The organism is Streptomyces sp. NPDC018610, from assembly GCF_044391765.1.
Lineage (GTDB): Bacteria > Actinomycetota > Actinomycetes > Streptomycetales > Streptomycetaceae > Streptomyces.
Genome location: NZ_JBISAL010000001.1, coordinates 997,309 through 1,012,965, shown reverse-complemented (window position 1 = coordinate 1,012,965; position 15,657 = coordinate 997,309). Strand labels below are relative to the sequence as shown.

The 15,657-nt window shown below is 69.4% G+C and carries 12 protein-coding genes; 8 read left to right on the top strand and 4 right to left on the bottom strand.

What is annotated here, in order from left to right; translation table 11 throughout:
- Positions 1-88 precede the first annotated feature (88 nt).
- The 4 genes from ACH5A8_RS04420 (at position 89) to ACH5A8_RS04405 (ending at position 5,983) form a co-directional block, all read left to right on the top strand.
- Positions 89-1,366, top strand: coding sequence for an ATP/GTP-binding protein (locus ACH5A8_RS04420; RefSeq protein ID WP_398997801.1), 1,278 nt, complete (start codon positions 89-91; stop codon positions 1,364-1,366).
- Complete coding sequence (locus tag ACH5A8_RS04415) at positions 1,366-2,046, top strand: RloB family protein (protein WP_398997799.1); 681 nt, start codon at positions 1,366-1,368, stop codon at positions 2,044-2,046. Before ACH5A8_RS04420 ends, ACH5A8_RS04415 begins: the two co-directional genes overlap by 1 nt.
- A gap of 96 nt (positions 2,047-2,142) precedes the next feature.
- Complete coding sequence (locus ACH5A8_RS04410) at positions 2,143-4,764, top strand: N-6 DNA methylase (RefSeq protein WP_398997797.1); 2,622 nt, start codon at positions 2,143-2,145, stop codon at positions 4,762-4,764.
- Positions 4,754-5,983 carry a restriction endonuclease subunit S gene (locus tag ACH5A8_RS04405; protein WP_398997795.1) on the top strand — a complete coding sequence of 410 codons (1,230 nt, stop codon included), beginning with the start codon at positions 4,754-4,756 and terminating at the stop codon, positions 5,981-5,983. The genes ACH5A8_RS04410 and ACH5A8_RS04405 overlap by 11 nt, the downstream gene beginning before the upstream one ends.
- Before the next feature lie 60 nt (positions 5,984-6,043).
- Here ACH5A8_RS04405 and ACH5A8_RS04400 read toward each other — a convergent pair whose 3' ends face one another.
- Together ACH5A8_RS04400 and ACH5A8_RS04395 are read right to left on the bottom strand one after the other, a co-directional pair.
- Positions 6,044-6,265 (bottom strand): DUF397 domain-containing protein, encoded by a 222-nt coding sequence (locus tag ACH5A8_RS04400; protein WP_398997793.1) that lies wholly within the window; start codon positions 6,263-6,265, stop codon positions 6,044-6,046.
- Entirely contained in the window at positions 6,258-7,052 is a 795-nt protein-coding gene (locus ACH5A8_RS04395) for a Scr1 family TA system antitoxin-like transcriptional regulator (protein WP_398997791.1), read from the bottom strand. Before ACH5A8_RS04395 ends, ACH5A8_RS04400 begins: the two co-directional genes overlap by 8 nt.
- Positions 7,053-7,246: 194 nt before the next feature.
- Here ACH5A8_RS04395 and ACH5A8_RS04390 point away from each other — a divergent pair, with 194 nt between their 5' ends.
- From ACH5A8_RS04390 to ACH5A8_RS04375, 4 genes are all read left to right on the top strand, one after another.
- A complete protein-coding gene (locus ACH5A8_RS04390) occupies positions 7,247-7,600 on the top strand; it encodes a hypothetical protein (RefSeq protein WP_398997789.1) in 354 nt (117 codons plus the stop codon).
- The gene (locus ACH5A8_RS04385; RefSeq protein WP_398997787.1) at positions 7,597-7,950 is read left to right on the top strand and encodes a hypothetical protein; all 354 of its coding nucleotides are present in this window, start codon (positions 7,597-7,599) and stop codon (positions 7,948-7,950) included. The genes ACH5A8_RS04390 and ACH5A8_RS04385 overlap by 4 nt, the downstream gene beginning before the upstream one ends.
- A gap of 159 nt (positions 7,951-8,109) precedes the next feature.
- Positions 8,110-11,682 (top strand): type I restriction endonuclease subunit R, encoded by a 3,573-nt coding sequence (locus tag ACH5A8_RS04380; RefSeq protein WP_398997785.1) that lies wholly within the window; start codon positions 8,110-8,112, stop codon positions 11,680-11,682.
- A 79-nt stretch (positions 11,683-11,761) separates the two neighbouring features.
- The gene (locus ACH5A8_RS04375) at positions 11,762-12,466 is read left to right on the top strand and encodes a M48 family metallopeptidase (protein ID WP_398997783.1); all 705 of its coding nucleotides are present in this window, start codon (positions 11,762-11,764) and stop codon (positions 12,464-12,466) included.
- A 157-nt stretch (positions 12,467-12,623) separates the two neighbouring features.
- Here the strand turns inward: ACH5A8_RS04375 and ACH5A8_RS04370 are convergent, their stop codons facing one another.
- Both ACH5A8_RS04370 and ACH5A8_RS04365 read right to left on the bottom strand, forming a co-directional pair.
- Positions 12,624-15,041: an ArnT family glycosyltransferase gene (locus tag ACH5A8_RS04370; RefSeq protein WP_398997781.1), complete on the bottom strand. Its 2,418-nt coding sequence runs from the start codon at positions 15,039-15,041 to the stop codon at positions 12,624-12,626.
- Positions 15,042-15,254: 213 nt separating this feature from the next.
- On the bottom strand, positions 15,255-15,623 hold the full coding sequence (locus ACH5A8_RS04365) for a hypothetical protein (protein WP_398997779.1): 369 nt from the start codon (positions 15,621-15,623) through the stop codon (positions 15,255-15,257).
- Positions 15,624-15,657 lie beyond the last annotated feature (34 nt).

Here is a 15,657-nt window from a genome sequence, read left to right as displayed (position 1 = left end):
CACAGGATATGTTCCGTGAGGTCGCAGGCTCCCCGGGCGGGCCGATGTCAGACGTGGCCATTACTCTGAGCGCGGAGAGGAGGGCAGCGTGCTGCTGAGGTTCCGCGTCGCGAACGTACGGTCCCTGCGAGACGAGCAGGAGCTGTCCTTCGTCGCGCCCGGCGAGGAGCGGAGCGGATCGGCGAACCCGGTGGATCTCGCAGGCGGCGGCTCCGTCTCCCTCTTCTCGCTGATCGGCATTTTCGGGGCCAACGCCTCCGGTAAGTCGAACGTGCTGACGGCGATGACGGACATGCGTAACGCGGTGCTCAACTCCTATGCGCAGTGGGCCTCTTACGAAGGCATCCCGCGCCAGGTCTTTTCCCTGGACCCCAAGGCCGAGAGCGAACCCTCCTTCTTCGAGGTCGACGTCGTCATCGACGAGGTCCGCTGGACGTACGGCTTCGAGCTCGGTGCTACACGCGTCGAGTCCGAGTGGCTGCACAGCTACCCGCGCGGCCGCCGTCAGGAATGGCTGGACCGCGACGCTTCCCGTTCGGAGGTGTTCAAGTGGCCCGGTGGGCGGGTCAGGGACCGGGCCCAGCTCGTCCGACGCACGCGCCCGAACGCACTCCTGCTCTCCACGGCCGGCACGGACAACCATCCGCAGCTCTCCCCGCTGTTCCACTGGTTCCGTCGTAACTTCTGGATGATCAGCCCGGAGGTCGAGCGGGACGAGCGCGCGCGGTACACCACGAAGGAACTGTCCGGTCCGAGGGCCACCAGGATCCAGGAGCTGCTGAGGGTCGCCGACCTCGGCATCACCGGAGCTACGGTCGTCCAGGACGGCCCGGGCCGGGACACGGTGAAGCTGACACACCACTCGGCTGCCGGGGACGTGTCCTTCGACTGGCAGGAGGAGTCCTACGGCACCCGCTCCTGGTTCGCCCTCCTGGGCCCACTGCTCCTCGCCCTCGACGAAGGCGCGGTCCTCCTCGTCGACGAACTCGACGCCAGCCTGCATTCCCGTTTCGCAGCCGAGGTCGTCCGGCTCTTCCACGACCCGGACGCGAACCCGAAGGGCGCCCAGCTGGTCTTCACGTCGCACGACGCGACGGTGCTCACCACCCCGAGCGGCGAGCGGCTCCTGGACCCGGCGCAGGTGTGGCTGACGGAGAAGGACAAGGACGGCGCGACCGAGCTGTATCCGCTCACCGACGCGGAGCCGGGCGAGGACGAGGACCTGACACAGTCCTATCTCGCAGGGGCATTCGGCGGTGTTCCGGCCCTCCTGGAGGGGCAGATCGCGCGGCGGCTGCTGGTGGCGCGTGAAGCGGGCACCTACGACGAGACAGGCGAGCGAGCGGACCGAACGGGGCGCGACTGATGGGGCGGGCGCAGAAGGGCAAGGACTCGTGGGAGCGTCCGGCCCGGCGGGGCGGACAGCGCAAGCGCCAGGTCTTCATCTTCACCGAGGGCAAGGTGACCGAGCCCTCGTATCTCGACATCCTCAAGGACCAGGGCGTTCCACTCGCCGGCAAGGTCCCGGTGGAGATGCACATCGCCAACCGCAGGGCGGACAGCGGGCGCAAGCCGCTCGACCTGGTCAAGCAGGCGATCAGGCTGAAGCGTGAAGAGGACCGCAAGGCGAAGCGCGCCAAGCTGGAGGAGGAGTACCTGTCTCAGGTCTGGTGCCTCTTCGACCACGACAACTACAAGTACATTCGCGACGCACTGGACGAGGCGGAGGCGGCGGGTATCGGCGTCGCCTTCTCGCACCCGTGCTTCGAGGTGTGGCGCCTCGCGCACTACAAGCCGGTCAACGGCTCGTTCGCCGGGGTGTGCGACGGGGCGGCCGAGCGGCTCCCGTTCCAGCGGGGCTCCCAGGACGCCAAGACTCCCAAGGTCGTCTTGCCGCACCAGATCCTGGGCCGCTATAAGACGGCGCGCAAGAACGCCGAGCGGATGAACAGCCAGCACCCGGCACATGTGGGCAAGTGGGACAGGGACCCTTACACGGACGTGCACGAGTTCGTGGAGAAGGCGCTGCACATCGACAGCTACTGACCCTTCTCGGCCATGATCACGCGCTGATTTCGGTATGGCCCGGGCGGGGTCATAGGGTCTCTCCGTCATCTCAGGTCGGGTCATAGGGAGTCGTACGTGGCCAAGCTCACGCTCGCCCAGCTGGAACGGCATCTGTGGGCCGCCGCGGACATTCTGCGCGGCACGATGGACGCCTCCGAGTACAAGGACTACATCTTCGGGCTGCTCTTCCTGAAGCGTGCCAACGACGAGTTCGAGGCGGCCAGGGAACGGATTAGGCGGTACGCCGTCGAGGAGCTGAAGCTCGCCGACGAGGACGTTCCCGGCTATCTGGAGCTGCCGGGCCCCTACGGCAAGCGCGATGTGCTGTACGTGCCGGAGGTGGCTCGTTGGCACAAGATCTCCGCCGTCCCCCACAACATCAACGAGAAGGCGCTGCGTCCCGCGCTGCAAGCGCTCGAGAGCCAGAACGCGAAACTCAAGGGCCTCTTCGACCACCTCGATTTCAACCGCATCGGCGGATCGGGCGCCGCGTCCGGCGCGGCCAAGCTCGCTGACCAGCGCCTGAAGCTTCTCATCGCGCACTTCGGGCGGATCCGGCTGCGCACGGAGGACTTCGAGTTCCCCGACCTGATCGGTGCCGCGTACGAGTACCTGATCAAGGAGTTCGCGGACACGGCCGGACGCAAGGGCGGCGAGTTCTACACCCCGCGCGCAGTGGTCCGCATGATGGTCGAGCTCCTCGCCCCCACCGAGGACATGAGGATCTACGACCCGTGCGTCGGCTCGGGCGGCATGCTCATCCACGCGGCGGAGTACGTGGAGGAGCACGGCGGCGACACGTCGTCCATGTTCTTCGCCGGTCAGGACGCCAACTCCGGCTCTTGGATCATGTCGACGATGAACATGGTCCTGCACGGGGTGCGCCGCTTCGACCTGGCCACCGGGGACACGCTCTCGCAGCCGGCGCACGTTCCGCGCTCGGACGAGGACCGCTTCGACGGCGTACTGAGCAACCCCCCGTTCTCATTGGACTACACCCTTGCGGACCTGGCGCACCCGGCCGAGCGTGCCAAGTACGGGGCGACGAGCGAGCGCGGCAAGGCCGACCTGATGTTCCTCCAGCACATGCTGTGGGAGGCCAAGCGGGAGGGCTCCCGCGGCGGCATGGTGATCACGGTCATGCCGCACGGCGTGCTGTTCCGCGGCGGCGGTGAAAAGGCCATCCGTACGGAGCTGCTGGAGAAGGACACCGTCGAGGCGGTCATCGGCCTCGCCCCGAACCTTTTCTACGGGACCGGCATCCCGGCCTGCATCCTGGTGCTGCGCCCGCCGGGCCGGAAGGACCGGGCGCGGGAGGGAAAGGTGCTGTTCATCAACGCCGACCGCGAGTTCCACGCGGAGCGGGCCCAGAACATCCTGCTCCCCGAGCACGCCGAGAAGATCGTCTCGACGTTCCACGCGTACGAGGAGGTGCCCGGCTTCTCACGGATCGTGACCCGCGAGGAACTCGCCGCCAACGACGACAACCTCAACATCCGCCGGTACGTCGACAACACGCCCCCGCCCGAGCCGCAGGACGTGCGGGCGCACCTGGTGGGCGGCGTCCCGCGCGCCGAGATCGAGGCGAAGAAGCCGCTGCTCGACTCGTACGGGATCGGCGTGACCGATCTGTTCGTGGAGTGGAAGCCGGCGGACCCGGCGTACGTCGACTTCCGGGACGAGGCGGCGGGCGGCCGTCCCGATCTGGGCGAGCTGGCCCGGCCCCGGGAGGAGGCGCTGCGGGCGGAGTTCGGCAAGTGGTGGGAGGAGGAGGCCGCCCGCCGACTGGAGGCGGTGGCGGCCACACCCGAAACCCTCGCTTCGTCCACATCCTCCGAGCGCAAGGCCGCGCTGATGGCGGTGCGGGGACAGCTGATGAAGTCGTTCGGGGAACGGCTGGGACGGGTCGGGCTGTTGGACCGGTACGCGTTGGCGGGGGCGGTCGCGGGCTGGTGGTGGGACGCCAAGTACGACCTGCTCGCGCTGTCGGAGAACGGGTTCGGGGGTGTCGTCGACGGGTGGGTCGAGAACGTCGACACGATGCTCTCGCCCGAACAGGACGCGCGGACGAAGAAGCTGCGGACGAGGTCGGCGGCGGAGCGGCGTCAGGCGTACGACCATAAGGTGGTCGCCGCGATCGCTCCGCAGTTCCTGGAGGAGCTGGCGGAGGCGGATGCGCGCAAGGCGGAGGTGGACGCACGGTTCAAGGAGCTGAGCACGCGGCTTTCCAAGGGCGGTGAGGAGCCGGAGGCCGACGGCGACCCGGCCGACGGCGAGGCCGACTCGGAGGAAGTCGCTCTGAGCGTGGAGGAGCTGGCCGAGCTCACGGCTGAGCTGGCGCGGGTGAAGAAGGCGCGCACGAAGGCGGGTGCGGACATCAAACGCCTTGAGGCGGCCTTCCACCGCTATCCGTACCCGAGCGACCCGCCCACGCTGGGGGAGGAGCCGCCGAGGCTGTTCCGAGCCAGGGAGGAGTTGGACGCGGAGGGGGAGCGCCGGGTGGTGCTGGACCTATTGCGGGATGACCTGGCGGCGAAGCTGGACGGTCATGTGGTGCGGTGGCAGCGGGAGCTGGCGGCGTCTTATGAGACGTGGGAGCGGAAGTACGCCGTTTCGTTGAGGGAGATTCGGGCGGGGCGGGAGCGGGCGGCGGGCGCGCTCGACGGGTTCCTGAAGGAGCTGGGCTATGCGGAGTGAGGCACCTGTCTCCTGGGTTCCTGTCGAGAATCTCGGCGATGTCCGCATGGGCAAGCAGCTCTCACCAGCGAGCCGGACGGGTGCAGGGCAATGGCCCTACCTTCGGGTTGCGAATGTGTATGAGGGGCGTATCGATTACTCGGACGTGAACTCCATGGCGTTCTCGGCTGCGGAACGCGAGACGTATGGGCTCATGCCGGGCGACATCCTGCTCAACGAAGGGCAGGAGAACCTAATGATGGTCGGGCGGAGCGCGCTGTATGACGGCCCTCCCGGAGAGTATTGCTTCCAAAACACGCTGATTCGCTTCCGGCCTGGTCCGGATGTTCTTCCTGAGTTCGCGCAAGCCGTGTTTGTCTGGTGGCGTGCAAATGCGGTGTTCGCAGGGATCGCGGAGAAGACAAGCATTTCGCATCTGGGTGGGAGCAGGTTCGGGGCGCTTTTGTTTCCGTTGATTCCGTTGGCTGCGCAGCGGCGGATCGTTGACGTACTCAACAGTGTCACGGAGCTGGAGCGTGGCATCGAGGCGTCGATTGCCAAGTTCCACAGCTTGCGCCAGGGGCTCCTACTCGATTCCATGAAGTCTGTAGCAAGTGCTCAGCCAACGGCAGGCTGGGATCGCGTGCCGCTGAAAGACGTTGTTCCATCGCCCGAGTACGGGATCTCTGAAGCCCTTGACAGGGATGCTAGTGGCGTACCAGTGCTGCGTATGAACAATATTCAGAGTGCCAGAATCGATGCGAGTGAGCTTCGCTATTGCCCGGTTCCGGTTCCTTCGAAGTTGTTTCTCCGGCGCGGAGACGTCCTGTTCAATAGGACCAACAGTATGGAACACATCGGCAAGGCTGCCATGTGGCGTGAAGAGTTGCGGGGTGCGACCTTCGCGTCGTACCTGGTGCGCCTAGTCCCGGATCTGCAACGCGTGACACCGGAGTACCTTGTCGAATGGCTGATGCACCCTCTCATTCGCCAGCGGGTGCGGTCGATTTCGACGGTTGCGGTGCAACAGGTGAATGTCAATCCATCCCGGCTGAGGGAGTTGGAGATTGATCTCCCGGTTGATCTGGCTGAACAGCGGCGCATCGTAGCCACACTAGAGGTCTGTGACGAGCAGATTGGGCGTGAGGAAGAAGAACTGAACAAACTTCGTCAGCTCAAGCAAGGGCTTGTGGACGATCTGCTGTCGGGGCGAGTCACAGCCTCTGGCGTGGCGGCTTGAGGGAACCGGTGTCCGGCCCGCCCGAGAGGTGCGGGCCGGATGGGTCGTGGCGGTAAGTGGTCAGGCGGACAGGCGGCTGTCCTGGACTGCTGTAACGAACGATGACCAACTGGCCGGCGGGAACACCAGCGCGGGCCCTTGGGTGTTCTTGGAGTCGCGGACCGGGACACCGGTCGGGTAGCCGTCCAAGACCTCGAGGCAGCTGCCGCCTTCGTTGCCGCTGTACGTCGACTTGCGCCAACCGTGCAGAGATGAGGCGTTGGGGATGATGGGTTCATTCACGGTGTTCGTAGTCCTTTGCTGTCGCCCTCATCAGGGTCAGTGACTCCTTGAGCGGCATTGCGTCGCCTAGCGCGAGATCGTAGGTGCCTTCAAGGCGGTCGACCATGGCGGGGGAGTCGTGGATCTTGCCCACCTGGATGCCTTCGGAGTACGCCACCGGCGGCTGGTCCTCGAACTTGAGCAAGGTGAGCATGCTCTGCATGAGGGGATGGACCCCCAGCCCGAAGGGCAACACGTGGACGCGTACGCGTCCTGATTCCGCCAGCTTCACGATGTGGCGGAGTTGTTCCGCCATGACCTCCGGTCCACCCACCGCCCGCCGCAGCACAGCCTCGTCAAGCAGCGCCCAGACTACGGGCGTCACCGGGTCTTCCAGGATCTTCGCCCGCTCAAGGCGTGTGACAACGAGCCTGTCACATTCCGCTTCACCCACGGGAGGGAACGACGTGCTCAGAACCGCACGTGCGTACCTCTCCGTCTGGAGGATGCCGGGGATGAACGACAGGGCGAACTCCCGGATCATCGTCGCCTGCTGTTCGAGCTGAAGGGCCGCCTCGAAGTACCCCGCGACGGCGGTGTCGTCGTCCGGAAGGAAGCTGCTCAGCACGTCGCCCGTGTTCAGCGCCCTGTCGAGGCGTCTCGCGTCCTCCTTGGACGGGGTGCGCCGGCCCGCCTCGATGTGCGCGATGTGCGAACGCGTCATGACGGCGGCCGTCGCCAGCTCCTGCTGCGTCAGCCCGGCCGCCTCGCGCTGCGCCTTCAACCACTCTCCATAGATGTTGCTCATCGTCAGCTCCCGTGTGACAGATGCGTTGTCACATCCGACCCTCTGGCGAGCCTAGCCCGAGCCGTCTCACTCTGTGAGTGGATCGCTACACAGCGACGTCCATGCACGTCGACCTGCCCTCGGGTACGGAAGACCCCCGCGACCGCTACCGACGGCCCGGGGGCATGGCCCTCAACCGCACTGGAGTTGAAGACGTGTTGCACCGTATCGCCCTCCTTGCCGAGCCGCTGCTGCGGCTTCCGTGGCCCGCCTCCGGGCGGCATCGGCACCGGAACCGGCACCGTGCCGACGACCAAGCAGCCAGGCCCGTCCCGGCCGCCCCCGGCCGCCGCCCCTCGCCGCACGAGACCCTCCTCCGCGGTGAGGACTCCCGGCTCGTCCGCCCCTACCTCCTCGCCCACAAACAGCGCGCGCAGGCCAGGCAGCAGCGCGCCCGTCGCCGGACCCTCTGGCTCGCCGTGCACGGCATCGACGTGGGGCCACGACGTATTCACGGTGTCGATGTCGGCTCGCGCCGGAACCTGGTCCGGGAGGCGGGCGTCGCATGATCTACAAGAGTCACGACGTCACCACCCCCGTGACCGGCCGGCCCCGCCTCCTTCCCTGGTCCAACCTCGACGGCAACCCCTGCTACCTCGTGACCGACGACAGCGGCACCGGCCGACTCTCACGCTTCGCCGACGACATTGAAGCCCTTCAACTCGGCATGGCCGACGACCTTCTCGGCCACGCCGTCGATCTCCTGGGCGACGACAAGACCACCGCGCCCCAACTTCGTTATCTCGCGTCCTGCTTGGCCGAGTCCCTCCACGACGTGCACCGCATCGCCCGCAGCAGGGGCGCCCGCCTGCCCGTCCCCAGTGACCACAGGCCGCCCGAGGAGGCCCCCGGCACCTGACCCGCCCCCGTCGCCGAGTGCGCGGACGTACCGTCACAAAGGACCCGTACGTCCGCGCACTCGGCCATGTCCTCTGTCTGGATCCCTCCCCTCGCCCCACCCCCTGGGCACAGAATGGATCTCCGGGGAACGGCGGGACGTACGGAGAGGCGCGGGGCTGTGGTGGTGCACGTCGAGCGGGACGAGGTGGAGCGGCCGTTCGTCGCGCAGTTGGAGGCCATGGGGTGGACGCACATCCCGGGCGTGGAACTGGACACGCTCGACGCGACGGTGCCGCTGCTCGTCGACCAGCTCGGGCCCGCACTGCGGCGGATCAACCGCCGGGGCAGCGACGGTCAGCCCTGGATGGGCGAGGACGACATCCAGCGGGCGGTCGACGAGCTCGCCTCCCTCTCCCTCGGCAAGGGTGTCGTGCAGGCGAACCTCGCCGCCACCGACATGCTGCTCCACGGCTGGACGCTTCCGTCGCCCTCCGCCGCGCACGGCGGTCCGTCCGCCACAGTCCAGTACGTCGAGTGGCATCCGGACCTCGTCACACGCAACACCTTCACCGTCGTCGACCAGCTCCGCGTGCGCAGCCGCTCCGGTGAGCTGTCGATACTTGACCTCGTCCTCTTCGTGAACGGCATCCCGCTCGTCGCCGTCGAGTGCAAGAGCCCCGATCTCGCCGAGCCCGTCCGCAGTGCCGTGCTCGACCTGCGGCACTACGCCGGGAACCCCGTTCCGGACCTCGACGCCACCGGTACTCCGGTCCCCGCCGGTGTGCCGGAGTTGTTCCGGACCGTGCAGCTCCTCGTCGCCGCGACCGGCGAGACCGCCCACCTGGGCACCGTCACCTCCGAGCCCGAGCACTTCCACCCGTGGCGCAGCGTCGAGCCGGAGGAAGAGAGCACGCTGCGGCGGGAGCTGCGCACCGCCGGCCTGCTCGCGGACGGTGCCGACCCAGCCGCGCCCGCGCCGCTCGGCGAGCAGCAGAAGCTCGTCGGTGTGGTCCTGCGGCCGGCCGCCCTGCTCAACGTCGTGCGGCACTACGTGATCCCGATGGCCGTCGAGTCGGGGGCGGACGGCGGGGCCGTCCGGACCGTGAAGGCTGTCGCCCGGCACCAGCAGTACCGGGCCGCCGAGAAGGCCGTCCGCAGACTGCTGACCGGGCGGGCCCGCGCAGGGCGAGACACCGAGGACGAGCGCGGCGGTGTCATCTGGCACACGCAGGGCTCCGGCAAGTCGCTGACCATGACATTCCTGGTGCGACGTGTGCACCTGCACCCCCGGCTCAGTGAGTTCATGGTGGTCGTGGTCACCGACCGCACCCAGTTGCAGACCCAGCTCTCACGGACGCTGAAGCTCAGCGAGTCCGACGTCGAGACGGCGGAGACCCGGACGCAGATGGAGGGGCTGCTGCGCGACGGCGGGCGGCGCGTCGTCTTCGGCATGATCCAGAAGTACGGGACCGGCTTCACCTTCGCCGGCGATGCGGAAGGCAGCGGGGACGACCGGGATCTGACGGAAGAGGGAGTAGGTCCTAACGAGAACGAAAGCCCCGGCCCCGTACCGGACTTCCCCGAGTGCAACACCTCACCGGACATCCTCGTCCTCGTCGACGAGGCGCACCGCTCCCACACCAGCGTCCTGCACGCCGCCCTGCGCAAGGCGATCCCGAACGCTGCCAAGATCGGGTTCACGGGTACGCCGATCATCACCGGGCGCGAGGAGGACACGCGGCGGATCTTCGGGCGGGGCGACTCGCCGCGGGGCTTCCTCGACGAGTACCGGATGGAGGACGCCGAGCACGACGGCGTCGTCGTCCGCATCCGCTACGAGGGGCGGACGGGGGAGGGCGAGATCCGTGACGGGGAGGTCCTCGACAGGGGGTTCGACGACCTCGTCCGGGACCGCACCCTGGAGGAGCGGGCCGCACTTCTCAAGAAGTGGCCCAGCGAGCGGGATGTCGCCGAGTCCGTCCCCATGATCGAGGCGAAAGCCGCGGACATGCTGGAACACTGGGTGACCACCGTGCTGCCCGGCGGCTTCAAGGCCCAGGTCGCGGCCGTCAGCCGGAAGGCGGCCGTGCAGTACCACCACGCCCTGCGCAAGGCCCGTGACGAACTGCTCGAGCAGTTGGCGGAGTACGACCCGGAGTCGGTGACGGGGATACCTCCGGAGAAGCTGTCCGCCAGACAGCGCTATCTCCACCAGGCTTACCGGTTCCGGGCCCTGCTGCGGCGGATCGACTTCGTCCCCGTCATCTCCCCGGGTGCCGGCCACAAGCGCGGGGAATGGAGGGAATGGACCGACGCCGGCCGCCAGGAGGCGTACACCGAGCGCTTCCAGAAGGCGTTCCCCGAGCTGGCGCCCGATCCGGAGTGGGTCGCGGTGACCCCCTTCAACCCGCCACAGGCCCCGACCCCTCCCGCCCGTTCCGTCGGCGGTGCGAACACCCCGTGGTCCGAGGCCGCGAACAGCGAGCCGCCGCCTCCCGCCACCTCGGTGCCCGACCCCGTGCACACCGACAGCCCCATCGCGTTCCTGATCGTGAAGTCCATGCTGCTCACGGGGTTCGACGCCCCTCGCGAACAGGTGCTCTACCTGGACCGGCCGATCAGGGACGCCGAGCTGCTCCAGGCCGTCGCGCGGGTCAACCGCACCTCGCCCGGCAAGGAGGTCGGTTACGTCGTCGACTACTACGGCGTCTTCGAGCACCTCTCCAGCGCACTCGCCGGGTACCGCAACGCCGACGTCACCGACACCATGCGCGAACTGTCCTACGAGGTGGACAAGCTCGGCCCCGCTGCCCAGGAGGTCCGCGACTTTCTGCGGCGCAACGGCATCGACGACGCACAGCTCGACCAGCTCGCCAAGCTGGGGCCCGCGGCCCTCGCCCTGCAACCCGAAGACCTGCGGTTCGATTTCGACGAGGTACTGCACGCGTTCCTCGCCACCCTCGAACGCGTCCTTCCGCACGAGGACGCCCTGGACTACGTGGCGGACGCCCGGCGCTGGAGCCTGCTCCAGAAGCGGGTGCGGCGGCTGTGCCGGGACGCTGAGGGCGGCACGTTCACCCTGCGCCGGTACGGACGCAAGGTCCGGGCGATGATCGCCGACCACCTCGAAGGGCCGGAGATCGACCAGGTCATCCCGCCGGTCTCGCTCACCGCTCTCACCTTCGACGACGCCGTGCGGCGGCTGCCGCCGCAGGAAGCGGCGGCGGAGATGGGCCACGCGCTCCGATTCCACCTGGAGGAGCGGACGAAGCGGGAGGACCCCGCGAAGTACGAGCGGCTCTCCAAGCGCCTGGAAGAGATCCTGCGCACGATGCCGGGTCGCTTCGAGGAGCAGATCGAGGTGTTCGGCCCGCTGATCGAGGAGGCCAGGCAGGAGCAGGAGGAGTCCCCGGAACTCGCCGGTCTCACGCCGCTCGAACAGAGGGTGTACCGGCTGGTGGAGCAGATCCTGGAAGACACCCCCGGGATCAAGCTCGCGGGTGGCGGGGAGGTCAGGCGGCTCACGGGCAAGGTGTGCGACGTGGCCACCGGGATCATGGCCAGGGCGTCGTACCAAGGGCAGCACCAGGACATCAGCATGCTGGCAGGAGACCTCCAGGATGCCCTGCTCAATAACGGCGTCCGGCCCGTGGGCGGGGACTGGGCGTCGTTGGAGAACGCCACCGAGCGCCTGGCGTCCTTCGCGCAGGACAACCTCCGCCAGTTCCGGAGCAGGGCGAGGGGAGAATAGGCGGGTGACCGCCCCGGCCGATCCTTCGACGTACTCCGCCCCCGAGGCCCTCCTGACTGTGGATGGGCTGTCTCTGCGGGTGCGTACCAGCACCCGCAGGAAACGGTTCGCACTGACCGTCGAGACCGACGCGACGCTCACCCTGCACACCCCGGCCGGGCGCTCGACGGCCGAGGCGGAACAGTTCGTCCGCGCGCACCGGGACTGGCTGCTGACCAAGCGGCGGGAGCGGGAGCGCACGCGCCCGCTCAGCCCTGTCAAGCAGCTCGCCGACGGAGAGGTCTTCCGCTATCTGGGGAGGACGTACCGGCTCGCCGTGTTCGGTGAGGAGGGGGCGGGCGGAGGAGTCCGGCTGATCGCGGGGCGCCTCGTCATGGGCCCGGATCTGGCGGCGGATCTCCAGGCGGGACGGATGGCGCTGATCGACTGGTATTGCCGGGCCGGCCGGAACTGGACGGGACACCGGCTTCAGCCTTGGGCGGCCCGCATGGGGGTGACCGAGCCGGAACTCGACGTGCGGGACCTGGGGGACCGATGGGGTTCGTACCGGCCGCCGCGGACCGGGGCGGGAACCAAGGGGCTGATGAGTCTGGGGTGGCCGCTCTTCCAGCTGCCCATGCACCTGATCGACTACGTCATCGCCCATGAACTGGCCCACGTGAAGGTGCCCGGGCACCGGGAGGACTTCTGGCGCCTGCTGCGGATCGCACTGCCCGAGTACGAGGAGCGGCGGGCGGACCTCGACGAGCTGGGGCGACGGCTTTGGATGGGTGACATTCGGTAAGAGTGATGGAACTCGGCAATGAGCTGACAAGTAGGTCAGATGACGGACTTCGGCACACACCATCTTTTGTCCACGCGCGTCGGTGGCGCGTAACAGCCCCTGGCGGGAGGGCCAGGGACTGTTTCCGTTACGCGGATCGCAGTGCCATCGGTGCGTGTCAGCTCACGTCCGAGGGGTCCAGTCGGTAGATCCCGGACTGTCCGCTCGTCGCCGTGGAGCCGCCTGCCTCGGCCGGGGAACCGGCCGACGTGCCCGACTCGGCGGCGGACTTCGCCGCGGACTGCGCGTCCGCCGTCGCGCTCCCGCCGCCGTACGCGCTCTCCTTCACCTCCGTGCCGTGCTTCCGCACCCAGGCCGTGACCTCGGAGGCGACGGAGCCGGAGCCGCCCCCGGGGCCGCCGCCCATGCCGCCGCCGAGCTGGATGTAGTGCAACTCGCCCTTTTTCACCAGCTCCTTGAGCCGGGCCAGGGTCATCGCCTTGTCGGAGCCGGACCAGCCCCACATGGAGATGACAGGCCGGCCGCTGCTGAGGATGAGCTGCGCCGCGCTCTGCGAGTTCGACACCGCCAGCAGCCACTTGGCGCCGTCCTGGTGCTTCTTCAGGTACGCGACCAGCTCGCTGCTCGCGCCGCCCATGTCACCGCCGGGGCCGCCGCCCGTGCCGCCGCCCGCGCCGCCCGTGGGACCGCTTCCGTCGCCCGCGTCCGGCGTGCCACCCGTGCCGGAGGTGCCGGCGCTGCCGGAGGTGCCGCCCGGGGGCGTCCCGCCGGCCGCCTCGCCGCTCGGGCCGGCCGCCGAGCCGGACCCGCCGGACGCCTGACCGCTCGTACCACTCGTGCCGCCCGGCGCGCCGCTCCCCGGGAATCCGCCCTCCGGCGCGCCGCCCTGCCGCGTGCCGCCGTCACCGGAACCGCCGTCCGCGCCGCCCGGCATCTCTCCGCCGCCCGGCATCTCCCCGCCCCCGGGCATGACCCCGCCCCCGGGCAGCTCCCCGCCGGGGCCGCCGCTGCCGCCACCCGGGAAACCGCCCCGGCCGCCGCCTCCGCCCGGGCCGCCGAAGCCGCCGCCCGTCGAGGGGCCGGCCGTGGGGTTCGTACCGCCCATGCCGCCGGCGGAACCCGCGCCCGAGGGCACCGACCAGGCGTACGCGGCCGGACCCGCCACCGCCGCGACGACCGCCGCCGTCACGGAGGCGGCCAGCAGCCGGATCCGCCGGCCGGAGCGGAAGACGAGCAGTCCGGCGATCGCCAGCGCCATGAGCACCCCGATCGCCGGCCACAGCCAGGTGTGCCAGCCGGTGGCCCGGCGCAGCAGCACGATCGCCCACAGCGCCGTCGCCGCGAGCCCCGCCGGCAGCACCCACGCCCAGCGCCGGTCCGTACGGAAGGCGCGCAGCAGCATCACGCCACCGCCGCCGCACAGGGCGGCGATGCCGGGCGCCAGGGCGGTCGTGTAGTACGGGTGCATCGTGCCCTCGGCCATCGCGAAGGTCAGGTAGTGCAGCACCGTCCAGCCGCCCCACAGGAGGAGGGCCGCGCGGGTGGCGTCGGTGCGCGGGGCCCGGCCGCACAGCACCAGGGCGCCGGCGCAGGCGAGCGCCGCGAAGGGGATCAGCCAGGAGATCTGGCCGCCGAGGACGTCGTTGAACATACGGCCGAGCCCGGCCGTGCCCGAGAAGCCGCCGCCCCCGCCGCCCCCGCCTCCGCCGTTGCCCTCGCCGCCGAAGATCCGGCCGAGGCCGTTGTAACCCATGATCAGGTTCCACGCGGTGCCGTCCGTGGAACCGCCGATGTACGGCCGCTCGGAGGCGGGCACCAGGGAGACGGCCGCCGCCCACCAGAAACTGGAGACGGCCAGCGCCACCGCCGCGATCAGCAGGTTCACGATCCGCCGGACCAGCGGCGGCCGTGCCGCGTACAGGTACACCGCGAACACGGCCGGAAGGGCGATCCAGCCCTGCAGCATCTTCGTGTTGAAGGCGAGCCCGAAGCAGACCGCCGAGCCGACGAGCGGCAGCAGCCGGCCGCCCGTCACCGCGCGCAGGGCGAGGGCCGATCCGCCGACCATCAGCAGCACCAGCAGCGTGTCGGGGTTGTTGTCGCGGTTGATGGCCACGGTGATCGGGGTGAGGGCGAGCACCAGCGCGGCGAGAGCCGCCGCGCCGTGGCCCCACACCCGCTTCACCGAGGAGTGCAGGATCCAGAGGGTGGCGAGCGCGGCGGCGATCATCGGGGCCATCATCTGCCAGGTGCCGAACCCGAGGACACGGCACGACAGGCCCATCACCATCAGCGCGAGCGGCGGCTTGTCGACGGTGAGGAAGTTGCCCGCGTCCAGCGAGCCGAAGAACCACGCCTTCCAGCTCTGGGTGCCGCTGAGCACGGAGGCGCTGTAGAAGCTGTTCAGGCCGGAGCCCGACAGGTTCCAGCTGTACAGCACGCCGGCCAGGGCGAGGATCGCGAGCAGCGCGGGCAGGGACCAGCGGGGCGCCGCGTCGGGACGTACGGCGTGCCGGTCCGGCGGCGCCTTGGGGCTCGCGGGCGGACGGGGGAGGGGATCGGTGGCTTGGGTCACCCGCGCATCGTGCACAGCGCGCGTGGGTGCGGGCTGTGGCACACCTTGTGTCCGGCTGTGAAGCGCCCAAGGGCCCGCGCCGGCGCCCGGTTGTGCAGCCCCGAGGGTCCGCCTCGGTGCCCGGCCGTGGACTCCCCGAGGCCCGCGCGGCTCCCAGCGGGCGGTGGCCCGGCCGCCGGAGCGCGTCGGCCGCCGGAGCGCGGCGGTCGGCGGTCAGTTCTTCAGGAGCCGCCCGTACTTCTCGGCGTGCGTGGCGAGCTGTTCGGCGTATCCGTCGGTGAACGCCTTCTGTTCGCCGGCTCCCATCGTCTTGTCCGGCACTTCCCTCGGGAGGAGGGCCGGTATCCCGCGGAAGACCTCGGCCGCCGCCTCCCAGCGGTCGGTTCCCCGGCTCCTGGCCGCGACGAGGTGGCCGGTCAGGGACTTCATCCCTTCGTCCAGGAGCTTGGCGGGCACCGCCTTCTCCGGGAAACCGTCGGCCTCGGGCGGGGTTCCGCCGTCTCCTGCGAGGAGACGGGCCGTCCACAGGGCGGCCAGGAGCCGTCCGGCCAGGAAGTGTTCGCTCGCTGCGGGATCGGGCATGACCGATCCCTGCCCAGGGCGGCGCGGCCTTCCA

Excerpts from the sequence above, each read along its gene's own strand:
- ACH5A8_RS04415 (WP_398997799.1), top strand. The coding sequence starts at position 1,366 with ATGGGGCGGGCGCAGAAGGGCAAGGACTCGTGGGAGCGTCCGGCCCGG.
- ACH5A8_RS04395 (WP_398997791.1), bottom strand. The coding sequence starts at position 7,052 with ATGAGCAACATCTATGGAGAGTGGTTGAAGGCGCAGCGCGAGGCGGCC.
- ACH5A8_RS04385 (WP_398997787.1), top strand. The coding sequence starts at position 7,597 with ATGATCTACAAGAGTCACGACGTCACCACCCCCGTGACCGGCCGGCCC.
- ACH5A8_RS04405 (WP_398997795.1), top strand. The coding sequence starts at position 4,754 with ATGCGGAGTGAGGCACCTGTCTCCTGGGTTCCTGTCGAGAATCTCGGC.
- ACH5A8_RS04365 (WP_398997779.1), bottom strand. The coding sequence starts at position 15,623 with ATGCCCGATCCCGCAGCGAGCGAACACTTCCTGGCCGGACGGCTCCTG.